The 24738-nt window shown below is 63.7% G+C and carries 25 protein-coding genes and 1 pseudogene; 8 read left to right on the plus strand and 18 right to left on the minus strand.

The window, feature by feature from the left end:
- Position 1: 1 nt before the first annotated feature.
- From AC04SI_RS24720 to AC04SI_RS24735, 4 genes are all read right to left on the minus strand, one after another.
- On the minus strand, positions 2–637 hold the full coding sequence (locus AC04SI_RS24720; RefSeq protein WP_488475054.1) for a chloramphenicol phosphotransferase CPT family protein: 636 nt from the start codon (positions 635–637) through the stop codon (positions 2–4).
- Between the two features lie 50 nt (positions 638–687).
- Positions 688–3156: an ATP-dependent Clp protease ATP-binding subunit ClpA gene (clpA, locus tag AC04SI_RS24725; RefSeq protein WP_404276809.1), complete on the minus strand. Its 2469-nt coding sequence runs from the start codon at positions 3154–3156 to the stop codon at positions 688–690.
- Positions 3157–3162: 6 nt separating this feature from the next.
- A complete protein-coding gene (clpS, locus tag AC04SI_RS24730) occupies positions 3163–3489 on the minus strand; it encodes an ATP-dependent Clp protease adapter ClpS (RefSeq protein WP_023671012.1) in 327 nt (108 codons plus the stop codon).
- 276 nt (positions 3490–3765) lie between these two features.
- A complete protein-coding gene (locus tag AC04SI_RS24735) occupies positions 3766–4095 on the minus strand; it encodes a phasin family protein (RefSeq protein ID WP_404276811.1) in 330 nt (109 codons plus the stop codon).
- Positions 4096–4380: 285 nt separating this feature from the next.
- Here AC04SI_RS24735 and AC04SI_RS24740 point away from each other — a divergent pair, with 285 nt between their 5' ends.
- The gene (locus AC04SI_RS24740) at positions 4381–5781 is read left to right on the plus strand and encodes an SPOR domain-containing protein (RefSeq protein ID WP_404276813.1); all 1401 of its coding nucleotides are present in this window, start codon (positions 4381–4383) and stop codon (positions 5779–5781) included.
- Between the two features lie 43 nt (positions 5782–5824).
- Here the strand turns inward: AC04SI_RS24740 and AC04SI_RS24745 are convergent, their stop codons facing one another.
- The 4 genes and pseudogenes from AC04SI_RS24745 to AC04SI_RS24760 all read right to left on the minus strand — a co-directional run bounded on the left by AC04SI_RS24745 (position 5825) and on the right by AC04SI_RS24760 (position 9280).
- Positions 5825–6523 (minus strand): DnaJ domain-containing protein, encoded by a 699-nt coding sequence (locus AC04SI_RS24745; protein WP_404276815.1) that lies wholly within the window; start codon positions 6521–6523, stop codon positions 5825–5827.
- Entirely contained in the window at positions 6523–7254 is a 732-nt protein-coding gene (locus AC04SI_RS24750) for a vWA domain-containing protein (protein ID WP_404276817.1), read from the minus strand. Before AC04SI_RS24750 ends, AC04SI_RS24745 begins: the two co-directional genes overlap by 1 nt.
- Positions 7255–7355: 101 nt before the next feature.
- A pseudogene (locus tag AC04SI_RS24755) lies at positions 7356–7792 on the minus strand (DUF1489 family protein).
- Between the two features lie 84 nt (positions 7793–7876).
- Positions 7877–9280: an L-serine ammonia-lyase gene (locus tag AC04SI_RS24760; protein WP_404276819.1), complete on the minus strand. Its 1404-nt coding sequence runs from the start codon at positions 9278–9280 to the stop codon at positions 7877–7879.
- A gap of 211 nt (positions 9281–9491) precedes the next feature.
- On the opposite strand from AC04SI_RS24760, the gene AC04SI_RS24765 reads away from it, so the two are divergent.
- Together AC04SI_RS24765 and AC04SI_RS24770 are read left to right on the plus strand one after the other, a co-directional pair.
- The gene (locus tag AC04SI_RS24765) at positions 9492–10187 is read left to right on the plus strand and encodes a cysteine hydrolase family protein (RefSeq protein WP_488475055.1); all 696 of its coding nucleotides are present in this window, start codon (positions 9492–9494) and stop codon (positions 10185–10187) included.
- Between the two features lie 41 nt (positions 10188–10228).
- Entirely contained in the window at positions 10229–10948 is a 720-nt protein-coding gene (locus tag AC04SI_RS24770) for a DUF599 domain-containing protein (protein WP_404276822.1), read from the plus strand.
- Here AC04SI_RS24770 and AC04SI_RS24775 read toward each other — a convergent pair.
- From AC04SI_RS24775 to AC04SI_RS24800, 6 genes are all read right to left on the minus strand, one after another.
- On the minus strand, positions 10921–11718 hold the full coding sequence (locus AC04SI_RS24775; protein ID WP_488475056.1) for a YdcF family protein: 798 nt from the start codon (positions 11716–11718) through the stop codon (positions 10921–10923). The genes AC04SI_RS24770 and AC04SI_RS24775 overlap by 28 nt on opposite strands.
- 130 nt (positions 11719–11848) lie before the next feature.
- Entirely contained in the window at positions 11849–13414 is a 1566-nt protein-coding gene (locus AC04SI_RS24780; protein ID WP_404276825.1) for an amidase, read from the minus strand.
- On the minus strand, positions 13414–13872 hold the full coding sequence (locus AC04SI_RS24785; protein WP_192179053.1) for a GNAT family N-acetyltransferase: 459 nt from the start codon (positions 13870–13872) through the stop codon (positions 13414–13416). The genes AC04SI_RS24780 and AC04SI_RS24785 overlap by 1 nt, the downstream gene beginning before the upstream one ends.
- A 6-nt stretch (positions 13873–13878) precedes the next feature.
- On the minus strand, positions 13879–14166 hold the full coding sequence (gatC, locus tag AC04SI_RS24790) for an Asp-tRNA(Asn)/Glu-tRNA(Gln) amidotransferase subunit GatC (RefSeq protein WP_006202114.1): 288 nt from the start codon (positions 14164–14166) through the stop codon (positions 13879–13881).
- Positions 14167–14254: 88 nt separating this feature from the next.
- Positions 14255–14671, minus strand: a complete 417-nt coding sequence (locus tag AC04SI_RS24795; protein ID WP_404276827.1) for a hypothetical protein — start codon at positions 14669–14671, stop codon at positions 14255–14257.
- Between the two features lie 36 nt (positions 14672–14707).
- Positions 14708–15415, minus strand: a complete 708-nt coding sequence (locus AC04SI_RS24800) for a metal-dependent hydrolase (protein WP_488475057.1) — start codon at positions 15413–15415, stop codon at positions 14708–14710.
- A 117-nt stretch (positions 15416–15532) separates the two neighbouring features.
- Between AC04SI_RS24800 and ruvX the strand changes: the two genes are divergently transcribed.
- Entirely contained in the window at positions 15533–16039 is a 507-nt protein-coding gene (gene ruvX, locus AC04SI_RS24805) for a Holliday junction resolvase RuvX (RefSeq protein WP_404276831.1), read from the plus strand.
- On the opposite strand, the gene AC04SI_RS24810 is transcribed toward ruvX, so the two are convergent.
- The 3 genes from AC04SI_RS24810 to AC04SI_RS24820 form a co-directional block, all read right to left on the minus strand.
- Positions 15957–16298, minus strand: coding sequence for a DUF6105 family protein (locus AC04SI_RS24810; protein ID WP_404276833.1), 342 nt, complete (start codon positions 16296–16298; stop codon positions 15957–15959). The genes ruvX and AC04SI_RS24810 overlap by 83 nt on opposite strands.
- Positions 16298–16858, minus strand: coding sequence for a hypothetical protein (locus tag AC04SI_RS24815; protein WP_404276835.1), 561 nt, complete (start codon positions 16856–16858; stop codon positions 16298–16300). The genes AC04SI_RS24810 and AC04SI_RS24815 overlap by 1 nt, the downstream gene beginning before the upstream one ends.
- A gap of 157 nt (positions 16859–17015) precedes the next feature.
- On the minus strand, positions 17016–18686 hold the full coding sequence (locus tag AC04SI_RS24820; RefSeq protein ID WP_488475058.1) for a DNA alkylation response protein: 1671 nt from the start codon (positions 18684–18686) through the stop codon (positions 17016–17018).
- A 117-nt stretch (positions 18687–18803) separates the two neighbouring features.
- Here AC04SI_RS24820 and AC04SI_RS24825 point away from each other — a divergent pair, with 117 nt between their 5' ends.
- Genes AC04SI_RS24825 through dprA form a run of 4 tightly spaced genes read left to right on the plus strand, consistent with a single transcriptional unit; the run spans position 18804 to position 22829 of the window.
- Positions 18804–19769: an aspartate carbamoyltransferase catalytic subunit gene (locus AC04SI_RS24825; RefSeq protein ID WP_404276839.1), complete on the plus strand. Its 966-nt coding sequence runs from the start codon at positions 18804–18806 to the stop codon at positions 19767–19769.
- The gene (locus AC04SI_RS24830) at positions 19766–21052 is read left to right on the plus strand and encodes a dihydroorotase (RefSeq protein ID WP_404276841.1); all 1287 of its coding nucleotides are present in this window, start codon (positions 19766–19768) and stop codon (positions 21050–21052) included. Before AC04SI_RS24825 ends, AC04SI_RS24830 begins: the two co-directional genes overlap by 4 nt.
- A gap of 56 nt (positions 21053–21108) precedes the next feature.
- Positions 21109–21696, plus strand: coding sequence for a glycerol-3-phosphate 1-O-acyltransferase PlsY (gene plsY / locus AC04SI_RS24835; protein WP_404276843.1), 588 nt, complete (start codon positions 21109–21111; stop codon positions 21694–21696).
- Positions 21693–22829 (plus strand): DNA-processing protein DprA, encoded by a 1137-nt coding sequence (gene dprA, locus AC04SI_RS24840; RefSeq protein WP_404276845.1) that lies wholly within the window; start codon positions 21693–21695, stop codon positions 22827–22829. Before plsY ends, dprA begins: the two co-directional genes overlap by 4 nt.
- Positions 22830–22998: 169 nt before the next feature.
- Here the strand turns inward: dprA and AC04SI_RS24845 are convergent, their stop codons facing one another.
- Positions 22999–24702, minus strand: a complete 1704-nt coding sequence (locus AC04SI_RS24845) for an ArnT family glycosyltransferase (protein ID WP_404276847.1) — start codon at positions 24700–24702, stop codon at positions 22999–23001.
- Positions 24703–24738 lie beyond the last annotated feature (36 nt).

Consider the following 24738-nt stretch of genomic DNA (forward strand, 5'->3'; position numbering starts at 1 on the left):
TTCAGCTAGCCGGCGATTGCGCCAGTCTCTGAAAGGCGGTCGGCTGCGTGCCCAGCTGTTGCAGGATTGCCTGTGCACACCGTGCCGGGCTGAGCTGCGACGTATCGACCTCCAGATCGTAGAGGCCTGGCTTGTGGACCGCCTCCTGCCAGAGGCGGACCGGCAGCGGTGCCGGATCATCACGCGATCCCGTCACATAGCCCTCCGCGGAAGTCTGCGCGCGCCTTTCAAGGATCACCTCGATCGGGCAGCGAACTCCGACGAAAAGCGCCGGCAGGCCGGCGAGCCGCCGGGCGCAATCGGCAAGTATGTTGAGCGGCTTCGAATAGGCGTCGTGGTGACCGACATCGGCGACGACATTCAGTCCCGCCCGGCTATGGGCGGCAATCGATTCATAGAGTGCGGCGTAGAATTGGGGTAGGTAGATTTCAAGATCGGGACGCTCTCCCTCGGGACGCAGGCCGATGCCGGGACGATAGCTTGGCGGGGTGATCCGTGCATAAACGTCGACGCCCAGATTCATCCAGGCGCCGTCGAACGTCTCCTGGATCACCTGGACAATGCTCGACTTTCCCGATCGCGGCGCGCCGTTCAGCACGATGATTTGCCCGAGCTCCACGCGGCATCCTCCTACCACGAAAAAAGCCCCGTTTCCGGGGCTTTTTGACTATTTGACTCGGAGGCTTGTCAGCCCTTGCGCGGCAATTGCGGCACCAGGCTGCGCTTGCCGCCGTCCTTGCCCTTCGGCTCCGGCTTCTGCGCCACCACCTTTTTCGCGGCCGGCTTCTTCGCCACGGCCTTGCGTACCTTCGGCGCTTCGTCCGGCTCTTCCTTCTTCGGTTTCACCGGCGCTTCGTCGGCCAGCGATTCGAGCTTCAGGCCGGTCTCGCCGGTCTCCTTCTTCTCGACGGTGACGCGCACCGTGCCGCCCTTCTTCAGCTTGCCGAACAGCACCTCGTCGGCCAGCGGCTTCTTGATGTGCTCCTGGATGACGCGACCGAGCGGACGCGCGCCCATGCGCTCGTCATAGCCCTTGTCGGCCAGCCACGAGATCGCCTCGGGCGACAGCTCGAAGGTGACGCCACGCTCGGAAAGCTGGGCCTCCAGCTGCATGACGAACTTCTGCACCACCTGATGGATGACCGGCACCGGCAGCGAGCCGAACGGGATGATCGCATCGAGGCGGTTGCGGAACTCCGGCGTGAACAGCCGGTTGATCGCCTCGACATCGTCGCCTTCACGCTTGGTCGAACCGAAGCCGATCGCCGCGCGCTGCGCGTCGGACGCGCCCGCATTGGTGGTCATGATCAGGATGACATTGCGGAAGTCGATCTGCTTGCCGTTGTGGTCGGTCAGCTTGCCGTGGTCCATGACCTGCAACAGGATGTTGAACAGGTCCGGATGCGCCTTCTCGACCTCGTCGAGCAGCAGCACGCAGTGCGGATGCTGGTCGACGCCGTCGGTCAACAGGCCGCCCTGGTCGAAGCCGACATAGCCGGGAGGCGCGCCGATCAGCCGCGAGACGGTATGGCGTTCCATATATTCCGACATGTCGAAGCGGATCAGCTCGACACCGAGCGAGGCGGCGAGCTGCTTTGCCACTTCGGTCTTGCCGACGCCGGTCGGGCCGGAGAACAGGTAGGACCCGATCGGCTTTTCCGGTTCGCGCAGGCCGGCACGTGCCAGCTTGATCGCCGAGGTCAGCGCGGTGATCGCGGTATCCTGGCCGTAGACGACGCGCTTCAGCTCGATGTCGAGGCCCTGCAGCACCTTCTCGTCGTCAGCCGAAACCGTCTTCGGCGGGATGCGCGCCATGGTGGCGATCGTCGCTTCGATCTCCTTGATGCCGATGGTCTTCTTGCGCTTGGCCTCCGGCACCAGCATCTGCGAGGCGCCGGTCTCGTCGATCACGTCGATCGCCTTGTCCGGCAACTTGCGGTCGTTGATGTAGCGCGCTGACAGCTCGACCGAGGCTTTGATCGCCTCGCTCGTGTAGCGGACCTTGTGGAACTCCTCGAAATAGGGCTTCAGGCCCTTCATGATCTCGATGGCGTCCTCGATGGTCGGCTCGTTGACGTCGATCTTCTGGAAGCGCCGCACCAGCGCGCGATCCTTCTCGAAGAACTGGCGAAACTCCTTGTAGGTGGTCGAGCCGATGCAGCGGATGGCGCCGGTCGACAGCGCGGGCTTCAGAAGGTTCGACGCATCCATGGCGCCGCCCGACGTCGCCCCTGCCCCGATCACGGTGTGGATCTCGTCGATGAACAGCACGGCGCCAGGATAATCCTCGAGCTCCTTGACGACCTGCTTCAACCGCTCCTCGAAATCGCCGCGATAGCGGGTGCCGGCGAGCAGCGTGCCCATGTCTAGCGCAAAGATAGTTGCGTTGTGCAGCACTTCCGGCACATCGCCTTCGACGATGCGCTTGGCCAGACCTTCGGCAATCGCCGTCTTGCCGACGCCGGGATCGCCAACGTAGAGCGGGTTGTTCTTGGAGCGGCGGCACAGCACCTGGATGGTACGGTTGATCTCGCTCTCGCGGCCGATCAGCGGGTCGATCTTGCCGGCCTTGGCCTTGTTGTTGAGGTTGACGCAATAGGCGGTCAGCGCGTCCTGCTGCTGCTTCTTCTTGCCGTTCTCCTCCTGCGGCTCGGCGCCATTCGGGCCGCCCTGCTCGTCATCGGCGCCGCGCGGGGTGCGGCTCTCCGAGGCGCCTGGACGCTTGGCGATGCCGTGCGAGATGTAGTTGACCGCGTCGTAGCGGGTCATCTGCTGTTCCTGCAGGAAATAGGCGGCGTGGCTCTCGCGCTCGGCGAAGATTGCGACGAGCACGTTGGCGCCGGATACTTCCTCGCGACCGGACGACTGCACGTGGATGACGGCGCGCTGGATGACGCGCTGGAAACCGGCGGTTGGCTTGGAGTCTTCGTCGTAGCCGGTGACGAGATTGTCGAGCTCCGTGTCGATGTAGGTGAGAACGGTGTGCTTCAGCTCGTCGAGATCGACGTTGCAGGCGCGCATGACGGCGGCCGCCTCGGTGTCGTCGATCAGCGCAAGCAGCAGGTGTTCGAGCGTTGCATATTCATGGTGCCGCTCATTGGCGAGCGTCAGCGCCTGGTGAAGCGCCTTTTCCAGGCCTTGGGAGAAAGCCGGCATGTTACCTCACTTCTTCTCCATCACGCATTGCAGCGGATGCTGATTCTGTCGTGCAAAATCCATGACCTGGGACACTTTGGTCTCGGCCACCTCGAATGTATAGACCCCGCACTCGCCCACTCCATGATTGTGAACATGAAGCATGATGCGTGTGGCGGCTTCGCGGTCCTTCTGGAAAAAACGCTCCAGGACGTGAACCACGAACTCCATGGGCGTGTAGTCGTCGTTGAGGATGAGGACCCGGTATAGGCTGGGCTTTTTGGTCTTGGTCTTGGTGCGCGTGATAACGGCAGTGCCGCGACCGGCCTCGTTGCCGTCGCCGTCACTTTGCATCCGCACCACGCCTGCCGTGGCAGTCAAACCGATCGTCACGTAGTCCTGCCTCTTTCGAATCCCCATGCGAGTTCGACATGTAGGTGTTCGATGGACGATTTTAAGCCCTTCTGGTTAGCTGACAATATGGCTAGGTGGGCAAACTTGAGCGATTTTGAAAATCGTGAGGACATAAAGCCCCGGAATTGAACCGGGCATGAAAAAACCCGGCCGCGCATCCGCGACCGGGTCTGTCCTGCAGGCCCGCAGGCCGTTTTTCAGTGCCGTCGGACGAAATTACTTCGCCTTGGCGATGATCGATTCGAACGGCTTGTAGGCTTCCTTGGCGAGCTCGGCATAGAGGTCGCCGATCTTGGTGGCTTCGGCGACGAAGCTCTCGTAGCTCTGCTTGGCGTATTCGGACTGGATCTCGATCGCCTTGTCCAGCGACTTGGCCGAAAACAGCTTCTCGAACGCGGCGCTGCCCGCTTCGAGGCTCTTCTTGGTGTACTCGCCAGCCTCGGTGGCGATCGCCTGCGCACCCTTCGAGAGGGAAGCGAAGCTCTTCAATCCGGTGTCGGCAAACTCTTTGCCGTATTTGCTGAAGTCCTCATAGGTCTGGGTCATTTCACGTTTCCCTTTGGTTGAAACGCCCTTTAGCCCCGGGCGCCCTTGTGCAATGCACGATGAATATATTGTGCGCTGCACAAAAGTCAAGTTTTTGCCTGCTTTGTGGGCGCCGCTGCGCCGGCAATGGATAAAATTCGAATAAAGGGAGGCTCAAACGCAAAGAAAATGGTGAACGCGGCGGTTACCATAAACGGATTGGTAACGCCGACCGCGATAGTTTGGCCGGAAGCGAGGCAGGTCCCTTTGCCGCCTCCAAGGCAATGAAATTCAAGGGAAGTATCAGTGCGTCAGGCGTGGTCGGGCTTCGTCTCCAAATCCTCAATCTCCTTCAGGGCGGTCATGATCGTCGCTTTGGCGATGGCGGTCGTTCTCGGCGACGTGGCCTCGTCGATGGCGGCCAAGTCCGCGGCCATCGTCGTCGATGCCAAGACCGGCAAGGTGCTCTATTCGTCCGACGCGAACGGCCGGCGCTACCCCGCCTCGCTGACCAAGATGATGACGCTCTATCTGACCTTCGAGGCGCTGGCCAAAGGTCGGATCAGCAAGAACACGCCTGTGCCGTTTTCGGCCCGTGCCGCGGCCGAGCCGCCGACCAAGCTCGGTGTGAAAGCCGGCCGCGCGGTTTCGGTGGAGACGGCCATCCTGTCGATGGTGACCAAGTCGGCCAATGATTCGGCGACCGCGCTCGGCGAACTGCTCGGCGGCAGCGAGCCCGATTTTGCCCGCATGATGACCGCCAAGGCACGCGCGCTCGGCATGAACGGCACCGTGTTCCGCAACGCCAACGGCCTGCCCGATCCCGGCCAGTTCACCACTGCCCACGACATGGCGATGCTTGGCATAGCGCTCAGGGAGCACTTCCCCCAATATTACGGCTATTTCTCGCAGCGCTCCTTCCTCTATGGCCGCCAGCGCATCAACGGTCACAACCGCCTGCTCGGCCGCATCAAGGGCGTCGACGGCATCAAGACCGGTTACACCCGCGCCTCCGGCTTCAACCTCGTCTCGTCGGTTTCCGATGGCAACCGCCGCCTCGTCGCCGTCGTCATGGGAGGAACCTCGGGCCGCAGCCGCGACAACCAGATGGCCGGCCTGATCAACGCCTATATGCCGAGGGCGTCGACCCGCGGCGGTGGCGCCTTGATCGCCAAGGCTGGCGGCGACGGTCCGATCCGCGCGCTGGCCAAGGTGTTCCTGCCGAAGCACGATGCGCCGACCCCGGATGAAAAGCCGGCGGTCGAAGAGGATACGACGGTTGCCTCGGCGGACGACAGCGCGCCGGTCGTCGAAGAGACCGCTCCCGTCGTCCAGATCAAGAAGGTCAAGACGGTGGCCGTCGCCGCCGCGACCGAGGTTCCGGCGCCGCAAGTCGTGGCCGCCTATGCCGAGCCGGCACCCGCGCCGGCGGTCGACCCGGTCAACACCGCCTCGGTGCCATCGGGATGGGCGATCCAGGTCGCTTCGTCGCCAAAGCAGTCCGAAGCCCAGGCCTTCCTCGACAAGACGAGCAAGCAGGCGCCCAAGGTCCTGGCCGATGCGGCCGGCTTCACCGTCGCCTTCGACAAGGACGGCGTGACCTACTACCGCGCCCGGTTTGGCGGCTTCGGTTCAAAGGACGCTGCCTGGAACGCCTGCAGTGCTTTGAAGAAGAAGAAAATCGCGTGCTACGCCGTCCAACAGTAGGACGGTGCTGGATTCTCCCGGGAAATTTCTGCGTCGAAGGAGACTAATTGTGGTTGGAGAGCAAGACGTCCTTGGCTTCATTGATCCGCGCCGCAAGGAACGACGTGCCACCGATATCGGGGTGCAGGCGCTGCATCAGGCGGCGGTGCGCCTTGCGGACATCCGCCGCGGCGGCCCCCGCTTCAAGACCAAGGATCTTGTAGGCCTCCTCCTTAGTCATGGCGCCCGCACCTGGCGCAACACCCAGCCCTTCGCCACCGTCCGGCTCAGCGTTTTTGCGCCAGATGGGAAACCTGCCGTCAAGATACGTCTCTAGCAACTGGCGGCTCTCGGGATCGCCCGGGAGCTCGCGATAGAGCTGCTGCAATTCCGCCAGGCCCATCGAGCCAAGCATCTTGCCTTCGTGGCGTCCGGCCAGCACCAGGCCTTCCAGCCCGCCGGTCTGGTGATCGAGCTCCATCTCCAGCGCCGCGGTGCGCACAGTCGAACGCTTGCTGGCCGCCGGCTTCGATGTCGGCCGCGCCATCCGCATCGAACCATACCAGGCGGCCGCGCCAAGCAGCATCATGCCGCCGACGCCGCCGCGGCCCGCGACAAGCACGGCTGCACCGGCCAGTGCCAGAAGAACCGGCCCCAGCGTCTTCAAGCCGTCCGCAACCTTTGCCGGATCGGCGCGCACGAAAATCGCCGCGACGCCAAAAAGCACCAGAACCAGTGCAACAAGTGCGATGATTGCGCCCATCAGCTCCCGCCGCCCCGCAAATGCTCGATCAACAGCCGGTCTCCCGGACTACCCCTGGCTTCCAGCGCCTTCAGCCCACCGGTCGCGAACATGGCGACCGCCGAAAGCAGTCCTGCCAGCGTCGCGGCAGCCCGCCGATCAAAACGGAACCAAGCCCCTTTGGACAGCCGTGCGATTTCCTTGAACGCCTTTTCTGCGCCGGAATCATGACCTTCCTGGAAGACGAAGACCGGAACGCCATGCAGGCCGAGGCTGGCTGCCTTGTCCGCTAGGTCGTCGGGGTTTTCCTCCATTGCATCGCCGATATAGACAAGGGCATTGACCTTGCCCTTCGCGGTCTCCTTCAGCGCATGGGCGAGCACCTTGCCGATCTGGGTGTTGCCGCTGCGGCATTCGATGCGCGTCATCAATTGCTTCAAGGCATTGGTGTTGGTGACGAAATCGGACGAGCGGCATTCGCCAAGCCCGCGGAAATAGACCAATTGGACGCTGAGGGTGCCGACCTTGCCGACGGCGTCGAACATCTCGCCCTGCAACGCATTGGCCAGATCCCAGGTCGGCTGCCGGCTCATCGTTGCGTCGAGCGCCAGGATCAGCCGGCCCGCACCGGTCGCGGACGCGGCGAGCGTCCTTGCCTGACGAATGAAAGCATCGATCTCGCCGGTGCTTGATTGAGGTTTGACCGGCGCAGAATCGGCCTTTGCGGGCACGGGCTGCTTGTTGTCGCTCATGAGATCAAGATGTGGCGCGGCGGCAGCGCTTGCAAGTCCCATCATGGGCGACATGAAGGACCAGTACGGCCGGGCAGGAGAAGCGGTTTCAGGACAGCTGACTAAAGCAGGCCGAGTTCGGCCAGTTCGAGCCGCAGTTTCGGCGGCATCTCGGCAATCGCGGCCTTGCCCTTGCCGAGATCGGCGGGCGCATCGGACGGCTTCAGGTATCGCCAGCCCTGGAAAGCGCGGCGCGGCTGCCAGTCGGTGCGCACGACTTGCGGGTCGAGCATAAGATGGCAGCGGCCGATGCCTTCGTCGTCGGTGAACGGCCGGATCTCGGTGATCAGCTGGCGGCACTGCACATTGCCTTTGATCACCCAATAGAGCGAGCCGCCATCGGTGATCTCGGCGCCACGCGTCGGCACCATGCGGGTGGTGTGCCAGTGTTCCGCAGGTTCCCCGGCGCGGCGGCGCTCATCGAGCGAAAGGCGATCCACTCTTCCAGATCCTCGACGCTGTCGCAGCCGACGCAAAGTTTTAGGAGATTGAGAGCCATGGCCCAAGATTTAGCCTGACAGCCCAGCGCGTCAACGGCCTCATCGACTTCTCCACAGTGCCAGTACGGAACGCCGGGGTCGGCTCAGCACTCCACCACATTGACGGCGAGACCGCCAAGGCTGGTCTCCTTGTACCTCTCGTTCATATCGAGACCGGTCTGGCGCATGGTCTCGATCGCCGCGTCGAGCGGCACGAAGTGAACGCCATCGCCCTTGATCGCCAGCGAGGCGGCGGTCACGGCCTTGACGGCGCCCAGCGCGTTGCGCTCGATGCAGGGCACCTGCACCAGTCCGCCAACCGGATCGCAGGTCATGCCGAGATGGTGTTCGAGCGCGATCTCGGCAGCGTTCTCGACCTGTTCGGGCGTGCCGCCCATGACTGCGCAAAGCCCAGCAGCCGCCATCGCCGAGGCCGAACCCACCTCGCCCTGGCAGCCGACCTCGGCGCCCGAGATCGAGGCGTTGGTCTTGATGATGCCGCCGACGGCCGCCGCCGTCAGCAGGAAGTCGCGGATGCTCGGCTGGTCGGCCTCGGGGTGGAAATGCAGCCAGTAGCGCAGCACCGCCGGCAATGTGCCGGCCGCGCCATTGGTCGGCGCCGTGACGACACGGCCGCCGGCGGCGTTCTCTTCGTTGACCGCCATGGCGTAGATCGATAGCCAGTCATTGGCGAGCAGCGGGTTCGGCCGGTTCTGCTGCCACTGCTCCTGCAACTTGTCGTGGAGCTGGCGGGCGCGGCGGCGCACCTTCAGCCCTCCCGGCATGATGCCATCCTGCGACAGGCCGCGATCGATGCAGCCCTTCATGGCGCTCCAGATGGCGTCGAGGCCGCTGTCGAGCTTCTCGCGCGACATTTGCGTCTCCTCGTTGACGCGCTTCATCTCGGCGATGGAAAGCCCGCTCCTGCCGGCCATCGCCAGCATTTCGACGGCATTCTTGAAGGGGTAAGGCACCTTCTTGCCTTCGGTCGTCACCGAGCCCTTGGCCTTCATCCGCTGCAGCTCTTCGTCGGAAACGACGAAGCCGCCGCCGATCGAATAGTAGATGCGCTTAAGCAGCAGGCGGTCGGCGGCATCGTAAGCGTAGAAGGCCATGCCGTTGGCGTGGCCGGTCAGCGGCGTCTTCTTGTCGAGCACCAGATCGGTGGCCGGATCAAAGCGATAGGACGGGTGTCCGGGCGGCGATACTCGCTTGTCGGTGGCGATGCGGGCGACAATGACGTCGGCCTGGTCGGGGTCCACCGTCTGTGGTGTTTCGCCGGCCAGCCCCAGTACCACGGCGCGGTCCGAACCATGGCCGATGCCGGTATAGGCGAGCGAGCCGTGCAGGCTGGCGGCGATGCGCTCGACCTTTGCGCCGGCCGGGCGCGGCCAGTCGTCACCGGCAACCTCGTCGAGGAAGCGCCGCGCGGCCGTCATCGGCCCCATCGTGTGCGAGCTCGACGGGCCGATGCCGATCTTGAACAGGTCGAAAACCGAAAGGAACACGCTTTTGCTATCTCCTGCACCCTTTGAAACCTACATATAGGAATTCTCATGATGTTTCCGCTGTTTTGACAATCGCGGCGCGGCGCCTGCCGACCTTGTTTGCTCCTGCAGCGACATTGGTTGCTAGACCATGACGGCGCGATTAATCTGCGCCTTGCGCCCCCGAAGGCGGCGTCAGTGCCTTGCTTGTCACTTACCCAGGGAGGAAGCAATGCTCGCCTTGAATGCCAGGCCGGATCCGGTGGGTATCGTGCCTGCCCAGACAGCCATCATTGTGGTGGACATGCAGAACGCCTTTGCTTCGGCAGGCGGCATGTTCGACCTGGCAGGGTTCGACATATCCGGCGCGGCACCAGCCATCGAGGCCAACAAGCGCCTGCTCGCTGCCGCGCGCAAAGCAGGCGTGACGATGGTCTATCTGCAGATGTCGTACAGACCCGATCTCAGCGATGCGGGAGATCCCTCCTCACCGAACTACCACAAGGAACTGGGGATGGTCATGATGCGCGGGCGTCCGGAGCTTCGCGGCAAGCTGCTGATCGACAACAGCTGGGATTGGCAAATCGTCGATGCGCTGAAGCCCGAGCCCGGCGACCATGTCATCCGCAAATCCCGCTACAGCGGCTTTTGCAACACCGGCCTGGAGGCGTATCTGCGAGCCCGCAAGATTCGCCATCTGCTGTTCACCGGGGTCGCCACCAATGTCTGCGTCGATGCAACGGCGCGCGACGCCTACATGCTGGAATTCTGGCCGATCCTGGTCGAGGACGCGATGAACCATTCGGGCCCGGACTTCAACCGCCAGTCAACGCTGTGGAATTTCGAAAACGCGTTCGGATGGGTCACCAGGACCGATATGGTCATCGACGCCTTGCGCGTGAAAACTGCCGAACCGTTGCCGGCCTAGCGATCATCGAAGCGACCGCCTTGCCTGTGGTACAAAGGAACATGGGCGATTCCTTCCATCTGTCGACGGCCGATCTCGCGGCACTGGGCTTCTTCCTCCTCGTGTGGGTCCTGCATACGCTCGCCTCCGATGGAAGACTGGTCAGCCGTGTGTCGCTGACGACGGCGATGAACGCGCAGCGCGAGACCTGGATGCGGACCATGGCCGAGCGTGAGATTCGCATCGTCGACACCGCCATCATGAGCGGCCTGCAGCAGGGCACCGCCTTCTTCGCCTCCAGCTCGCTGATCGCGCTCGGCGGCTGCTTTGCGCTGCTCGGCGCCTCCGACCAGGTCCTTACCGTGCTGAGCGATTTGCCGTTGAGTGCGACCTCATCGCGCACGGCGTTCCAGATGAAAGTTTTCGGCCTGGTGCTGATCCTCGCCTTCGCCTTCTTCAAGTTCGGTTGGGCCTATCGGCTGTTCAACTATTGCTCGATCCTGATCGGCTGCGTGCCGATCCCGCATGGCGAGGCCTCACGCAATCCGATTACCGAAACAGCGGTATGGCGTGCGGCGCGCATGAACATGCTGGCCGGCAAGCATTTCAATTCCGGCCTGCGCGGCGTGTTCTTCTCGATCGCCTATCTCGGCTGGTTCGTCGACCCGATCGTGTTAGTGCTGTCGACGCTGCTCTTGCTTGCGGTGCTGGTGCGCCGCCAGTTCTTCTCCGCCGCCAGACAGGCGGTGATCGGTCAGCCGCCCGGCGCCGGAAACGGCTGATCGATCCGGCCCGACAGCCAATAGGCAAAGAGACCGATCCATTCGCGAATGGCCATGGTGGTGACCTGCAGCGAATCGGCCGCATTGTCGCGGAACAGGCCGACGCCCTCCTTGCCCGAGGTGCGGTAGTCGACCGGCCAGGGAATGGTCGCGAAGCCGGCCTTGTCGAACAGTGCCTTGGCGCGCGGCATGTGGAAGGCCGAGGTCACAAGCAGCCAGGTCTCGCCCGGCTTCGGCGCCACCAATCGCTTGGTGAAGACGGCATTTTCGTAGGTGTTGCGGGATTTGTTCTCAAGGATCAGGCGATCGGACACGACGCCGAGCGCGCCAAGCAGGCGGGGTGCAGTGTCGGCGTCGCCCTCGCCGTCGAGGAAAAGCTCGCCATTGCCGCCGGAAACGACCACTTTCGCTTGTGGGAAGCGCCGCGCGAGGATCGCGGTCTCGACCATGCGGTCGCCGCCGCTGTTCAGCTCGTCGCCGCCGCGCACCAGATTGATGGCGCCCTCGAAGCCACCACCGAGCACGACGATGCCGTCGACCTTCTGTGGCAGCGGCGGCTTGGGAAAGCGCTCTTCAAGCGGATTGAGCAGCATCGCGCCAACCGAGGTCCAGGCCGCCAGCGCGAGGATCAGGAAGGCGAGCACGCTGCCGGAAGCGAACAGTTTTCTGCGCCCAAGCAAGGCGGCGAGCAATCCAGCCAGCAGCAGGAAGATCGCCAGGTTGAGCGGCTGAATGATGAACCAGAAGATTTTGGAAAGATAGAAGAACATCCCTCGCCCCATTACAGCGCCGCGCGTCCCTGGACGCGCAAAGGACGCTGTAACACTTTGATTTTGCGCATGATCCTTTTCCGAAAATCGATGCCGATTTTCGGGGTCATGCGCTAGACAAGGAACGATCCTACCACCACTTCTCCGGCTGAAATGTGCCGGCCGCCTGCTCGATGACATGGGCGGTCTGGAACAGCGTTTCCTCATCGAAAGGACGGCCGATGAGCTGCAGGCCGAGCGGCAGGCCCTTGGCGTCGAGGCCGGCGGGCACAGCGATGCCGGGCAGGCCGGCCATGTTGACGGTCACGGTGAAGATGTCGTTGAGGTACATCTTGACCGGATCGGAGGCCATGTCCTCGTCGGCAACGCCGAAGGCAGCCGACGGCGTTGCCGGGGTCAGGATGACATCGACGCCGGCAGTAAACACGTTCTCGAAGTCGCGCTTGATCAGGGTGCGCACCTTCTGCGCCTGCAGATAGTAGGCATCGTAATAGCCGGCCGACAGCACATACGTGCCGATCATGATGCGGCGCTTGACCTCGCGGCCGAAGCCGGCGGCGCGGGTCCTCTCATACATGTCGATGATGTCCTTGCCCGGCACGCGCAGGCCGTAGCGGACGCCGTCATAGCGGGCGAGGTTGGATGAGGCTTCGGCGGGCGCGACGATGTAATAGGCCGGCAGGGCGTATTTGGTGTGCGGCAGCGAGATGTCGACGATCTCGGCGCCGGCATCCTTCAGCCAGGCAATGCCCTTCTGCCAGAGGGCCTCGATGTCCTCCGGCATGCCGTCGACGCGGTACTCCTTGGGAATGCCGACCTTCATGCCCTTGATCGGCTTGCCGATCGCCGCCTCGTAGTCCGGCACGGGACGGTCGACCGAAGTGGTGTCCTTCGGATCGACGGAGGCCATCGACTTCAACAGGATCGCGGCGTCGCGCACGTCGCGGGCGATTGGTCCGGCCTGGTCGAGCGACGAGGCGAAGGCGACGATGCCCCAGCGCGAGCAGCGGCCATAGGTCGGCTTGATGCCGACCGTGCCGGTGAAGGCGGCGGGCTGGCGGATCGAGCCGCCGGTGTCGGTCGCCGTGGCGCCGGCGCAGAGGAAGGCCGAGACGGCCGACGCCGAGCCGCCCGACGAGCCGCCCGGCACAAGCTGGGCGTTGTCGAGGGTGCGCGCGGTCTTGGTGCCGCCGGCCGAAACAAAGCCGCCGTCGCCCTGATGCGTCGTCGGCATCACCACCGTGTCGAGGCGCGAGCGCCGCCACGGGTTGATCACCGGGCCGTAATAGGATGTCTCGTTGGACGAGCCCATGGCGAACTCGTCCATGTTGAGCTTGCCCAGCATGACGGCGCCGTCGGCCCACAGATTGGCGGTGACGGTCGATTCGTAACGCGGCTTGAAGCCGTCCAGCACGTGGCTGCAGGCCTGGGTGTGGACGCCTTCGGTGCCGAACAGGTCCTTGATGCCGAGCGGGATGCCCTCCAGCGCACCGCCCTCACCCTTCGCCAGCTTCGCGTCGGAGGCCTTGGCCATATCGCGCGCCTTGTCCTCAGTCACGGTGACATAGGCATTGAGCGCCGGATTGGCGCGCTCGATCGCCGAGAGGTAAGCCTCGGTGATCTCGGCCGCGGTAATCTCCTTGCCGCGCAGCTTGGCACGGGCCTGCGAAATCGTCAGGTGGGTCAGGTCGCTCATCAGGCAAGGCTCTTTTCGTAAAACACCGACCACTCGGAGTCGGGATAATCCAGCACCGGGCCGCAGCGCGAGAAGCCGGCGCGTTCGTAGACGGTCCAGGCGGCGGGATGGCGGTCGCCGGTTTCCAGCACCAGACGCTTCAGCCCTTCGCTGCGCGCCAGCGCCTCAACCCGTTCGACGATCTTGGCGCCGATCTTGCGGCCGCGATGCGAGGGCCGCGTGTACATGCGCTTGACCTCGCCGACCGAGCCTTCATGGCGCTTCAGCGCGCCGCAGCCGATGGCCAGGCCGTTGTCGCGGGCGATGAAGACGCTCGTGTCCTCGCCGGCCATCTGCTCGACAGTCAGGTGGTAGCAATGTTCAGGCGGCGTCAGTTCGAGCAGCGTGGCGTTGAGCTCCTCGACCAGGGTGCGCACGTCGTCCTGCAGCGGCGTCTCGATGGCGATCTCGACTGCCACCGCCACCTACTCCACCACCTTGGGAACGAGGAAGAAATTCTCATCGGTCGCCGGCGCATTGGCGACGATGTCGGTGGCCTTGCTACCGTCGGTGACGACGTCCTGCCGCTTCTTCATCTCCATCGGCGTGACCGAGGTCATCGGCTCGACGCCGGAGACGTCGACCTCGTTCAACTGTTCGACGAAGCCAAGGATGGCGTTCAACTCGCCGGTCATGCGCTCGGCGTCCTCTTCGCTCACCGCAATGCGGGCAAGGTGCGCGACGCGCTTCACTGTCTGAAGATCAACGGACATTTCTGTTGCCTCGGGAAAACCAGCGCTATAGCGGCGCGGCGCTTGCCGCGCAACATGCATCGTCACGCGGGCAATTGAGACTTTGGGCTCAAGGCAGAGCCACGCCGTCGCACAACACGTAACTGCCGCCGTTGCCGGCCTGCTCGCTTTCGTCGACGACCGGGCGGACCGAAACCAGGTCGATCTGAGTCGGGCTCATCTGCGTGACCGAAAGGACATCCGGAAAGACAAAGCCCGGCTCCTGGCAGATGGCGGTGACCGCCCAGCTTGGCGAGAGTGTTGCCTTGGTGACCTGAAGGAATTCGCAATTGTATTCGACGCTTTGCAGGCCGTGGGCCGACAGCACGATGTTGCCGGCGTCGATCACGCTCTGCAGCGTCTCCTTCTTGGCCTTGGCGCAGAGCTCCTCGGACTGGAGATAGACGCCTTCGATGAAATCCTCGGCCGCCGGCGCCGGAGATGCGGCGACCAACATCGAAACGCAAAGAGTCTGCCTCAACGCCATGGTTTCATTCCATTTTTCTAGAGTGCGACGGTTTTTCTAGAGAGTGATGGTCTGGCCGATCCCCGGCAACGCCACGTCCACACCTGATCCCTCCATTCCCGCAACGAATTTTTCCGCCGTCTGGTCGATGATCGGAAACGTGCCGAAATGGCAGGGAACGACCGTATCGAAGCGAAAAAAGCGCCGGCAGGCAAGGGCTGCCACCGCGCCGCCCATGGTGAAGCGGTCGCCGACCGGCACGATGCCGATCTTCGGCTCGTGCAATTCGTTGATCAGCGCCATGTCGGAGAAGATGTCGGTGTCGCCCATATGGTAGAGCGTTTTCTCTTCAGGGAAATGCAGGACGAGCCCGCCGGGATTGCCGAGATAGGTGTTCAGACCGCCCTCGCCGCCAAATGATGACGAGTGCAGCGCCTGCACGAAGGTGGTGGTGAAGGCGCCGCAATCGACGGTGCCGCCAATGTTGCCGGGATTCATCTTGTCGCTGCTGGCGCCTTTGCCGACGAGGTACATGCAGATCTCGTAGTTGGCGACCAGCACGGCGCCGCTCTTCTTGAGGACTTCCAGCGCGCCGCTGACGTGATCGTTGTGGCCGTGGGTCAGCAGCACATGGGTGACCCCTTCCGCCGGTCCTTCCCAGCCGCCCGTCCAGGACGGATTGCCGACCAGATAGGGGTCGATGAGGATATTGGCGTCCGCCGTTTCGATGCGGAATGCCGAATGTCCATACCAGGTCAGTTTCATCAGTCGTGTTCCTCGATTTTTGCTGCGCCGGAAGATAGAACGCCTCCTGCAGAATGAAAGTGCCATAGTGTCATTGCCGGTCAAAAGAGCGTGTCACGCTCCATCGAAGGAAAACCGTTGGGGATCATCGCGATCGAGGAATTGCCGGCACGGCTTGTCGGCGGCAGGACACTGGCCGGGCTCGACCTCGGCGACAAGACGATAGGCGTGGCGGTTTCCGACCGCGGCCTGTCCTTCGCTCATCCGCGCCCTGTCATTATGCGCAAGAAATTCTCCCTCGACGCGGCCCTGTTGCTTGCCCAGCTGCAGAAGGACAATGTCGGCGCCATCGCGCTCGGCCTGCCGGTCAACATGGACGGGTCGGAGGGTCCGCGTGCCCAGAAATCGCGGGCCTTCGTGCGCAACATGGCTGCCCTGTCCGACCTGCCTTTCGTGCTTTGGGACGAGAGGCTGTCGACCGTGGCGGCCGAGCGGACACTGATCGAGATGGATTTCTCGCGCAAGAAGCGCGCCGGCAAGATCGATTCGGCGGCGGCCGCCTTTATTCTGCAGGGAGTCCTTGACCGGCTTCAGTCGCTCGGGCCATCCGCTCAGGCGGAACCGGATTCATCCAGCGGTTCCTGACCCAGGAGGCAATGTTGCGGCGGCGGCGAAACGCCCACAACGCCATCAGCAGGAAGCCGTCGAAGACGCAGGTTTTGGCTACCATGCCCGGAATGATTGCCGGATCGATGCCCAGCATCTGGCCGTAGAGCTCGAACACCAAATCATGCAGCCGACGGCTCAGCATCACATAGCCGAAATTGATGTCGTTGAGCGACAAATAGAACCAGCCCCAGAACAAGGCCATGGGGGCCGCCCACAGTGCGAACAGAATGCGCATCAGCGGCCATCCTCATGCTTCGTGTCCGATCGGCCGGAAATACGGTTGAGCAAGGAACTGTGCGCTGCCCCTCTTGCCATGACGTTGGCTCTGGCACGGATCTCGCTCTCGACGGCAACCGTCGTGGCCAAGGCCGATCGGCGCTCGGCCAGCACGGCAACATAGGACGCCAGCAGCGCCGTCAGTTGCACGGCTATGACCATGAACAGTCCGTCGATGCCTTGCGCGGCGCCGCCGACCAGGATCAGCGACAGGACGCCGGACGCGGAAATGAAGGCGATGCGCACGACGATGTCGGTGGCATCGGGATTTGCCGCGATGTTGAGCAGGGTCTCGACGAAAGCCCAGCAGAACAGCACCGCCACGACCAGCAGTGCGATGGCCAAAGGCGCGACGACGACGGCGTCATCCAGACCGGCTAAGTGAGTGCTCTCGACAGCCACGCCCAGCACGCCGAGTGCGCCTGCGACGCCGCGGTTGCCGTCGATGCAGATGAAGGCCAGCAAGGCGAAAACGATCGCCCAGTGCAAGGCCAGAAAAGAGGTCAGTACGTGCCGCATGGCGTTCCTGCTTCGCGAGCACAGGCGGCTTATGGTTAACCAATCCTTGCTCCAGCAGGACTGTGGGCTCTGCGGCCGGCCACCGCAACGGAAACCATTTGTTAAGGTTAACGGCTATCCACAGGACAAGGCGAACCGCGAAAAGCCCGCGTCGGCGCTAGTTCACCGGCGGATAGAGCGTGTCGATGATCATGCGCGCATCGTGGCGCGAATCGAGCATGCCGTAGGTGTTGCGCCACTGGCCGGCGAGCCGCGTCTCGACGAAGGCATCAGCAATCCGCCCTGCCCCCAGCCGGCGAAGCTCGGCTGCGGCCGCCGACAACGCCAGTTGCTCGGTGAGCAGACGGGCGGAGCCCTCGTCGGTCGCCGCCACTTGCATGGCCGCCTTGAGCACGCCGATGGTGCCGCGTCCGCCGGCGCCGAGGTCGCGGTCGATGCCGGCCAGCACCTCCTCGAACAGGCCCGGCGCGCGGCCGAGCACGCGCAGCACGTCGAGCGCCATGACATTGCCCGAGCCTTCCCAGATCGCGTTGACCGGGGCTTCGCGGTAGTAGCGGGCGAGCGGCGCCTCCTCGACATAGCCGTTGCCGCCGAGGCATTCCATGGCCTCGTAGAGCAGTGGCGGCGCGATCTTGCAGACCCAGTATTTGACGACCGGCGTCATGGCACGGGCGAAGGCCGCCTCGCCACGGTCACTGGCCGCCTCGTCGAAGGAGCGCGCCAGCCGGAACGACAGCGCGGTGGCGGCGGCGACGTCGAGCGCCATGTCGGCCAGCACGCGCTGCATCAGCGGCTGGTCGATCAGACTGGCGCCGAACACCTGGCGGTGACGGGTGTGGTGAATGGCCTCCGCGAGGCCCGCCCGCATGATCGCCGAGGAGGCGACGGCGCAGTCGAGCCTGGTCAGCGTCACCATGTCCATGATCGTCTTCACCCCTGCCCCGGGTTCGCCGACCATCTCGCCGATGGCATTGACGAACTCCACTTCCGACGAGGCATTGGAGCGGTTGCCGAGCTTGTCCTTCAGCCGCTGGAAGCGGAAGCCGTTGCCAGAACCGTCGCCGAGGATGCGCGGGACGAGAAAGCAGGAAAGACCTTCCGGCGCCTGTCCGAGCACCAGGAAGGCGTCCGACATCGGCGCCGACATGAACCATTTGTGGCCGGTCAGGCGATAGAAGCCGCTGCCGGCGCGCTCGGCCCTGGTGACGTTGGCGCGCACGTCGGTGCCGCCCTGCTTCTCGGTCATGCCCATGCCGAGCGTCAGCCCGGTCTTTTCAACCGGCGGCTTCTGGCTCTGGTCGTATTTGCGCGTTGTCACCCGTGGCGCCCATTCGCGAAACAGCTTTGGGCTTGCCATCAACGCTGCCAGCGAAGCGCTGGTCATGGTGATCGGGCACAGATGCCCGGTCTCGAGCTCGGCGGTGATGTAGAAGCGGGCGGCGCGCACCTGGTGGCGGCGGCCGATCTCGGCGTCGCCATTTTCCCAGACCGAGGAATGCAGTCCGTTGGCGACCGAACGGCGCATCAGTGCGTGGTAGGCGGGATGGAACTCGACCAGATCGACGCGCCGGCCCTGGCGGTCATGGGTCCTGAGCTTCGGCGTCTCGACATTGGCGAGACGGGCCAGTTCCTGCGCTTCCTGCGTCAGCACGAAGCGGCCAAGCCCATCCAGATCCTTGCGCACCGGATCGGAAAAGCGCTCGGCAAGCTGGATAAGCAACGGATCGCCCCGCCAGGCGTTGCCGCCCGTCAGCGGCGGCGGCTGGTTGGTCACGTCGTCGGTCACGCTTTGTCCTTGTCGTCGCAGGTCGGTCGAATCCGAAGCCATCGGCGGGTTATAGCCCAAGCCACGCAAGGCGCGCGACGAAAATACCGGGGAGAAAGGCCGCAATCCAAAGCCGGTGCTTGCAGCAGGGAATTCTGCACCCTATAGCAGCGCCTTGAGATGACTGACGCTTCGTCCCTGCCGCTCTATCCCCACCGCCATCTTCTGGGCATCCGCGATCTTTCCCCCGCCGATATCGAGCTTTTGCTCGACCGGGCGGACCGGGCCGTCGCCATTTCGCGGCAGCCTGAGAAGAAGACCTCGACGCTGCGCGGCCGCACCCAGATCAACCTCTTCTACGAAGCCTCCACCCGCACGCAATCCTCGTTCGAGCTTGCGGGCAAACGGCTCGGCGCCGACGTCATGAACATGTCGGTGGCAAGCTCTTCGGTGAAGAAGGGCGAGACGCTGATCGATACGGCGATGACGCTGAACGCCATGCGCCCCGACATATTGATCATCCGCCACCAGTCGGCGGGGGCGGCGGCGCTTCTGGCGCAGAAGGTCGGCTGCTCGGTGGTCAATGCCGGCGACGGCGCGCATGAACACCCGACCCAGGCTTTGCTCGACGCGCTGACCATCCGCCGCGCCAAAGGGCCGCTGTCGAAGCTGATCGTGGCGATCTGTGGGGACATCCTGCATTCGCGCGTCGCGCGCTCCAACATCATGCTCTTGAACGCGCTCGGCGCGCAGGTGCGCGTCGTCGCCCCTTCGACGCTGTTGCCGTCAGGCATCGAGAGGATGGGCGTGATCGTCGCCCGCTCGATGGCCGAAGGCCTGAAGGGTGCCGACGTTGTCATGATGCTGCGCCTGCAACGCGAGCGGATGGAAGGCGCCTTCGTGCCGTCGATCCGCGAGTATTTCCGCTATTTCGGCCTCGATGCCGAAAAGCTGAAGGCGGCCAAGGACGGCGCGCTGGTCATGCATCCCGGCCCGATGAACCGCGGCGTCGAGATCGCCTCGGAAATCGCCGATGGTCCGCAGAGCGTCATCCAGGAGCAGGTAGAAATGGGTGTCGCCGTGCGCATGGCGGTGATGGAAGCCTTGCTCGACCCGCGCCGCAACCATGAGGGGCGCGGCGCATGACGACGACCGTCTTCAGCAAGGCGCATATCGTCGACCCGTCGCGCGGTGTCGACGAGATCGGCACCGTCATCGTCGAGGGCCGCAAGATCGTTGCTGCAGGCAAGGCCGCCCTGAACCAGGGCATGCCGGAGGGCGCCATCGTCGTCGACTGCGCCGGCAAGGCGCTCATTCCCGGTCTGATCGACGCTCGCGTCTTCATAGGCGAACCGGGCGGCGAGCACCGCGAGACCATTGCCTCGGCAAGCGTCGCCGCGGCGGCCGGCGGCGTCACCTCGATCGTGATGATGCCGGACACCGACCCGGTGATCGACAATGTCGCGCTGGTCGAGTTCGTGCTGCGCACCGCCAAGGACACGGCCGTGGTCAACATCTTCCCGGCGGCGGCGATCACCAAGGGTCTTGCCGGCCGCGAGATGACCGAGTTCGGCCTGCTGCGCGAAGCCGGCGCGGTCGCCTTCACCGACGGTCGCCACACCATATCAAGCGCGCTGGTGATGCGCCGGGCACTGACCTATGCCCGCGATTTCGGCGGCGTCATCGCGCATGAGACCCAGGATGGCGACCTGGCCTCGGCCGGCGTCATGAATGAAGGCCTCTATGCCAGCTGGCTCGGCCTTGCCGGCATCCCGCGCGAGGCCGAATCGATCCCGCTGGAACGCGACCTGGCGCTGGCGCGGCTGACGCGCGGCGCCTATCACGCGGCCAAGATCTCGACGGCGATGGCGGCGGAAGCTGTGACGCGGGCGAAGGCCGACGGTGCCAATGTCACGGCGGGCGTTTCGATCCACAATCTGTCGCTCAACGAGAACGATGTCGGTGAATACCGCACCTTCTTCCGGCTGACGCCGCCGCTGCGGGCCGAAGAGGACCGGCTGGCGATGATCGAGGCGGTCAAGGACGGCACGATCGACATCATCGTCTCCTCGCATGACCCGCAGGACGTCGACACCAAACGCCTGCCCTTCGCCGATGCGGCTGCCGGCGCCATTGGCCTGGAGACGCTGCTGGGAGCCGCACTCAGGCTCTACCACAACGGCGATGTGCCGCTGCTTCGGCTGATCGAGACACTGACCGCCGCTCCCGCAAGACTGTTCGGCTTGCCCGGCGGCACGCTGAAGCCGGGCGCTGTCGCCGACCTTGCGGTCGTCGACCTCGACGAACCGTGGGTCGTCAGCGAAAGCGGCCTTCGCTCGCGTTCGAAAAACACCTGTTTCGAAGGCGCGCGGCTGCAAGGCAAGGTCTTGCAAACGATGGTAGCGGGCCGCACAGTGTTTTCGGCCTAAGTCGGCCACGGCGCATTGCGCTGTTCCGAACGGTTGGCGAAACGCGGGGGGAAACAATGAGTTACGGCGTCATCCTGGCACTGGTGTTCGGCTATCTGCTCGGCTCGATTCCCTTCGGCCTCTTGGTCACCCGTGCCGCCGGCCTCGGTGATGTCCGCAAGATCGGCTCCGGCAATATCGGCGCCACCAATGTGCTGCGCACGGGCAACAAGGGGCTCGCCGTAGCGACGCTGTTGCTCGACGCGCTGAAGGGTACGGCAGCGGTGCTGATCGCCGCCCGCTTCGGGCCGGACTTCGGGCTCTGGGCCGGCTTTGGTGCCTTTCTCGGTCATCTCTTCCCGGCCTGGCTCGGCTTCAAGGGCGGCAAGGGCATCGCCACCTATCTCGGCGTGCTGATCGGGCTGGCCTGGCAGGTGGCGCTGATCTTCGCCGTCGTGTGGCTCGCCGTCGCTTTCCTGTTCCGCTACTCCTCGCTGGCGGCACTGGTGGCGGCCGTGGTGGTGCCGATCACACTCTATTTTCTCAACACGCCGCAGATTGCTAGCCTGTTCGCGGTGATGAGCCTGATCGCAATCATAAAACATCGCGCCAACATTTCGCGGCTGCTTGCCGGCACCGAGGGCAAGATCGGAGCCAAGGGGTGAGCAAGCCTGCCGTCGGGCCGCGCCTCAGCGACCGGCAGCGGCTGAGTTGGCTTCGCCTGACCCGCACGCCGAATGTCGGCCCGGCCTCCTTTCGTCAGCTCATCAACCGTTTCGGCTCGGCGGAGGCAGCACTCGAGATGCTGCCCGAGCTGATGATCTCCGGCGGCGCCAGCCGCATTGCCCGCATTCCTTCGGTCGCTGAGGCAGAGGCGGAACTGGAGGCCGCCGGCCAGGCCGGCGCCCGCTTCGTCGGCATCGGCGAAGCCGACTACCCGCCCCTGCTGAAAAACATGGACAACCCGCCGCCGCTCCTCGCGGTGAAAGGCGAGGCCGCGGTGTTCCGTCTGCCGGCGATCGCCATCGTCGGCGCCCGCAACGCCTCCCTTGCCGGTATCAAGATGGCGCGGATGCTGGCGGCGGATCTCGGCCGCGACGGCTACGCGATCGTCTCCGGGCTGGCGCGCGGCATCGACACGTCAGCGCACCAGGGCAGCATTGCGACGGGAACGATCGGCGTGCTTGCCGGCGGGCTCGACCTGCCCTACCCGCCCGAAAATGCCGGTCTCTGCAACGAGATCGCCGAGCGCGGTGGCGCCGTCATTTCGGAAATGCCGTTCGGCTGGCAGCCGCGCGCGCAGGATTTTCCACGCCGCAACCGGCTCGTGGCGGGTGCAGCACTCGGGCTGGTCGTGATCGAAGCGGCGCAACGCTCGGGATCGCTGATCAGCGCCAGGCTGGCCGGCGAGATGGGCCGGCTGGTCTTTGCCGTACCCGGATCGCCGCTCGATCCGCGCGCCGCCGGCTCCAATGGCCTGCTCAAGGACGGCGCCACGCTCGTTACCGAAGCGGCCGACATCGCAAGCGCGATCGCACCGCTCGCCGGCACCCGGCCGCCAAGGACGGCGCCGCTTGCCGAGCCGCCAGAACTCTCGGCAACGCCGCCGCCCGGCGAGGACGAGCGCGCGGGTGTGCTCGAAGTGCTCGGCCCGACGCCGGTGGCGGTGGACGAGGTCATCCGCCATACCGGCCTCAGCGCCGCGCAGGTTTCCATGGTGCTGCTGGAGCTGGACCTCGCCGGCCGGCTGGAGCGCCACGCCGGCGGCAATGTCTCGCTGGTTTTCGGCGGTTTCTGAAATCTATCGAGAGCGCGGCGCATTGCGCGTCTGGCTCGTCCCCGCGAATGCTGGAATGCGAGCGCCTTCGGATTCCAACCGCTGTCCAACCGGCTGAACATTATCCTTGCAGGTAATGCATTGGGCGTAGATCCCGGCGGCAACTGTTTGCCGATGACCGTAAATCGACTCAGTCGTAGATGTTGGCAAATAGATCGTTGTCACTGCCCGCCTTGAATTGTCCAGCGTACGAACCTGTCGGCAGCAGCAATGCTTCGCCTGAATCGGTTTTCAATGTCAGGGTCTTTGATCCGGTCTCAAGATGAAATGGCGGATCAAGCACGGCGCCGTCAATTTCGACCGAACCTTGCAAGGGCGTCCCGGTTGCGCCGTAGAGCGCATAGCTTCCGGCAATCGGGACGTTGAAAATCTTCTTCTCACCGGGCTGAAGGCGGCAGCCGGCGATCCTGAGATTTGGTGCGACGCTGACGTAGCTGTTCGCAACCAGAGGCGCGACCACGGGATAGATATTGTCCATCCGGTAAGACCACAGGATCATCTTCGGCGGAGACTTGCTAAAGACTTTGTAGACCTTGGAATTCCTGCCTTCCCGCAAGGTCGCGAAAACATAGTGTCTATCGAGCCACAAAGTTGTCGGCTCCTTCCGATTGGGCAGCATCCCGATACCGTCGAAATATCGCTCATCGGGTGCGAGCAACGACTCTGCACGCGCGACCAGCTCAAGTTGGGCCGCATTGTTGTCGGTGCGAAGGTAAATGATATTGCTTACGTAGCTGATGGCCATGCTCGTGATCAGCGCCACCCATGCAAGGCGCAGATAGCGCGCATGGGTTGCGATGCCGTCGAGCAGTACCAACGACCACAGTGACATGAACGGCAGAGCCATGATGAACACGTAGGGCCACGGCTGGTCGTGAGCGAAAACCAGGACTGTGATGACGACAGAGAAGATCAGCGCAATTCGCCTTCGTTCATCGAGTTTCATGATCTGCATCAGAGACAGAGCCATGCCCGAGAAACAGAAGACATAAAATATGTAGTTCCGCGCGAGCGTCTGTAGCACGAAGCGCCTCAGCCCCCCGTATTCACCGCCCCCACGCATCGCAATCTCAAGCGGGCCGAATACGAGGCTCTTGGCAATAGGAACGGGGTCGCCGCTACCGAAGATGAAGCAATAGGCAATTGCAGGAAGAGCCCATCCCAGCACGAGCCATGCTCCACGGACTATGCCTGTTGCGTAGCGTCTCTGCAAAGCTGCGTCAGCAACCAAGCCAAGCCCAAGGGCTACATTGAAGTAGACTGACTTCTGAGTAGCGAGGAAGGCCAAGCCGCTTAGGATGCCAGCGGCAAGAAGCTGCCTTGCACTCAACGCATGGGCCCGCAAGATAACCAGCAGCGCCGCCACGGCGAAGAAAACCGCCAGTGGTTCGGCGATGGTGCGAAAGACGCGCTCCATGAAATTCGAGAAGCAGAGCAGGATGAGGACGATTGCCAGTGCGCGCACGCGGTCTTCGCCAATTGCGCGAGCGCATGCATAGACGAGAGCGATAGTCACGCATGCCAGCAGCGCAGCCTGCATGCGGCCGGTAAGCAGAATCGATGGGGCATCCCAGCCGATCAGGTGGGCAATCTCGTAAAAGACCGCATAGCCGACCGCCTTGGCATGCCAGATAGTATCGAACAGGCCGTTGGAGAAATATTTGGCCCATCCGAGTTGGACGAATTCGTCCATAACGAAGCGAGTGTTCCAGGCCAGGGCGAACAGCAAAATAATCTTGAGTGCGATCAGGACACCCAAATATATCGCGGCCTGGCGCTGCTCGATACCAAGGTCGTGCTTGGTTAGTCCGTGTCCCGGTTCCTGCGTGTTCAAGATACCCCCCAAACCGTGACTCTCACTCGCAGCGCA

The sequence above is a fragment of the Mesorhizobium sp. CNPSo 4689 genome (assembly GCF_057784325.1).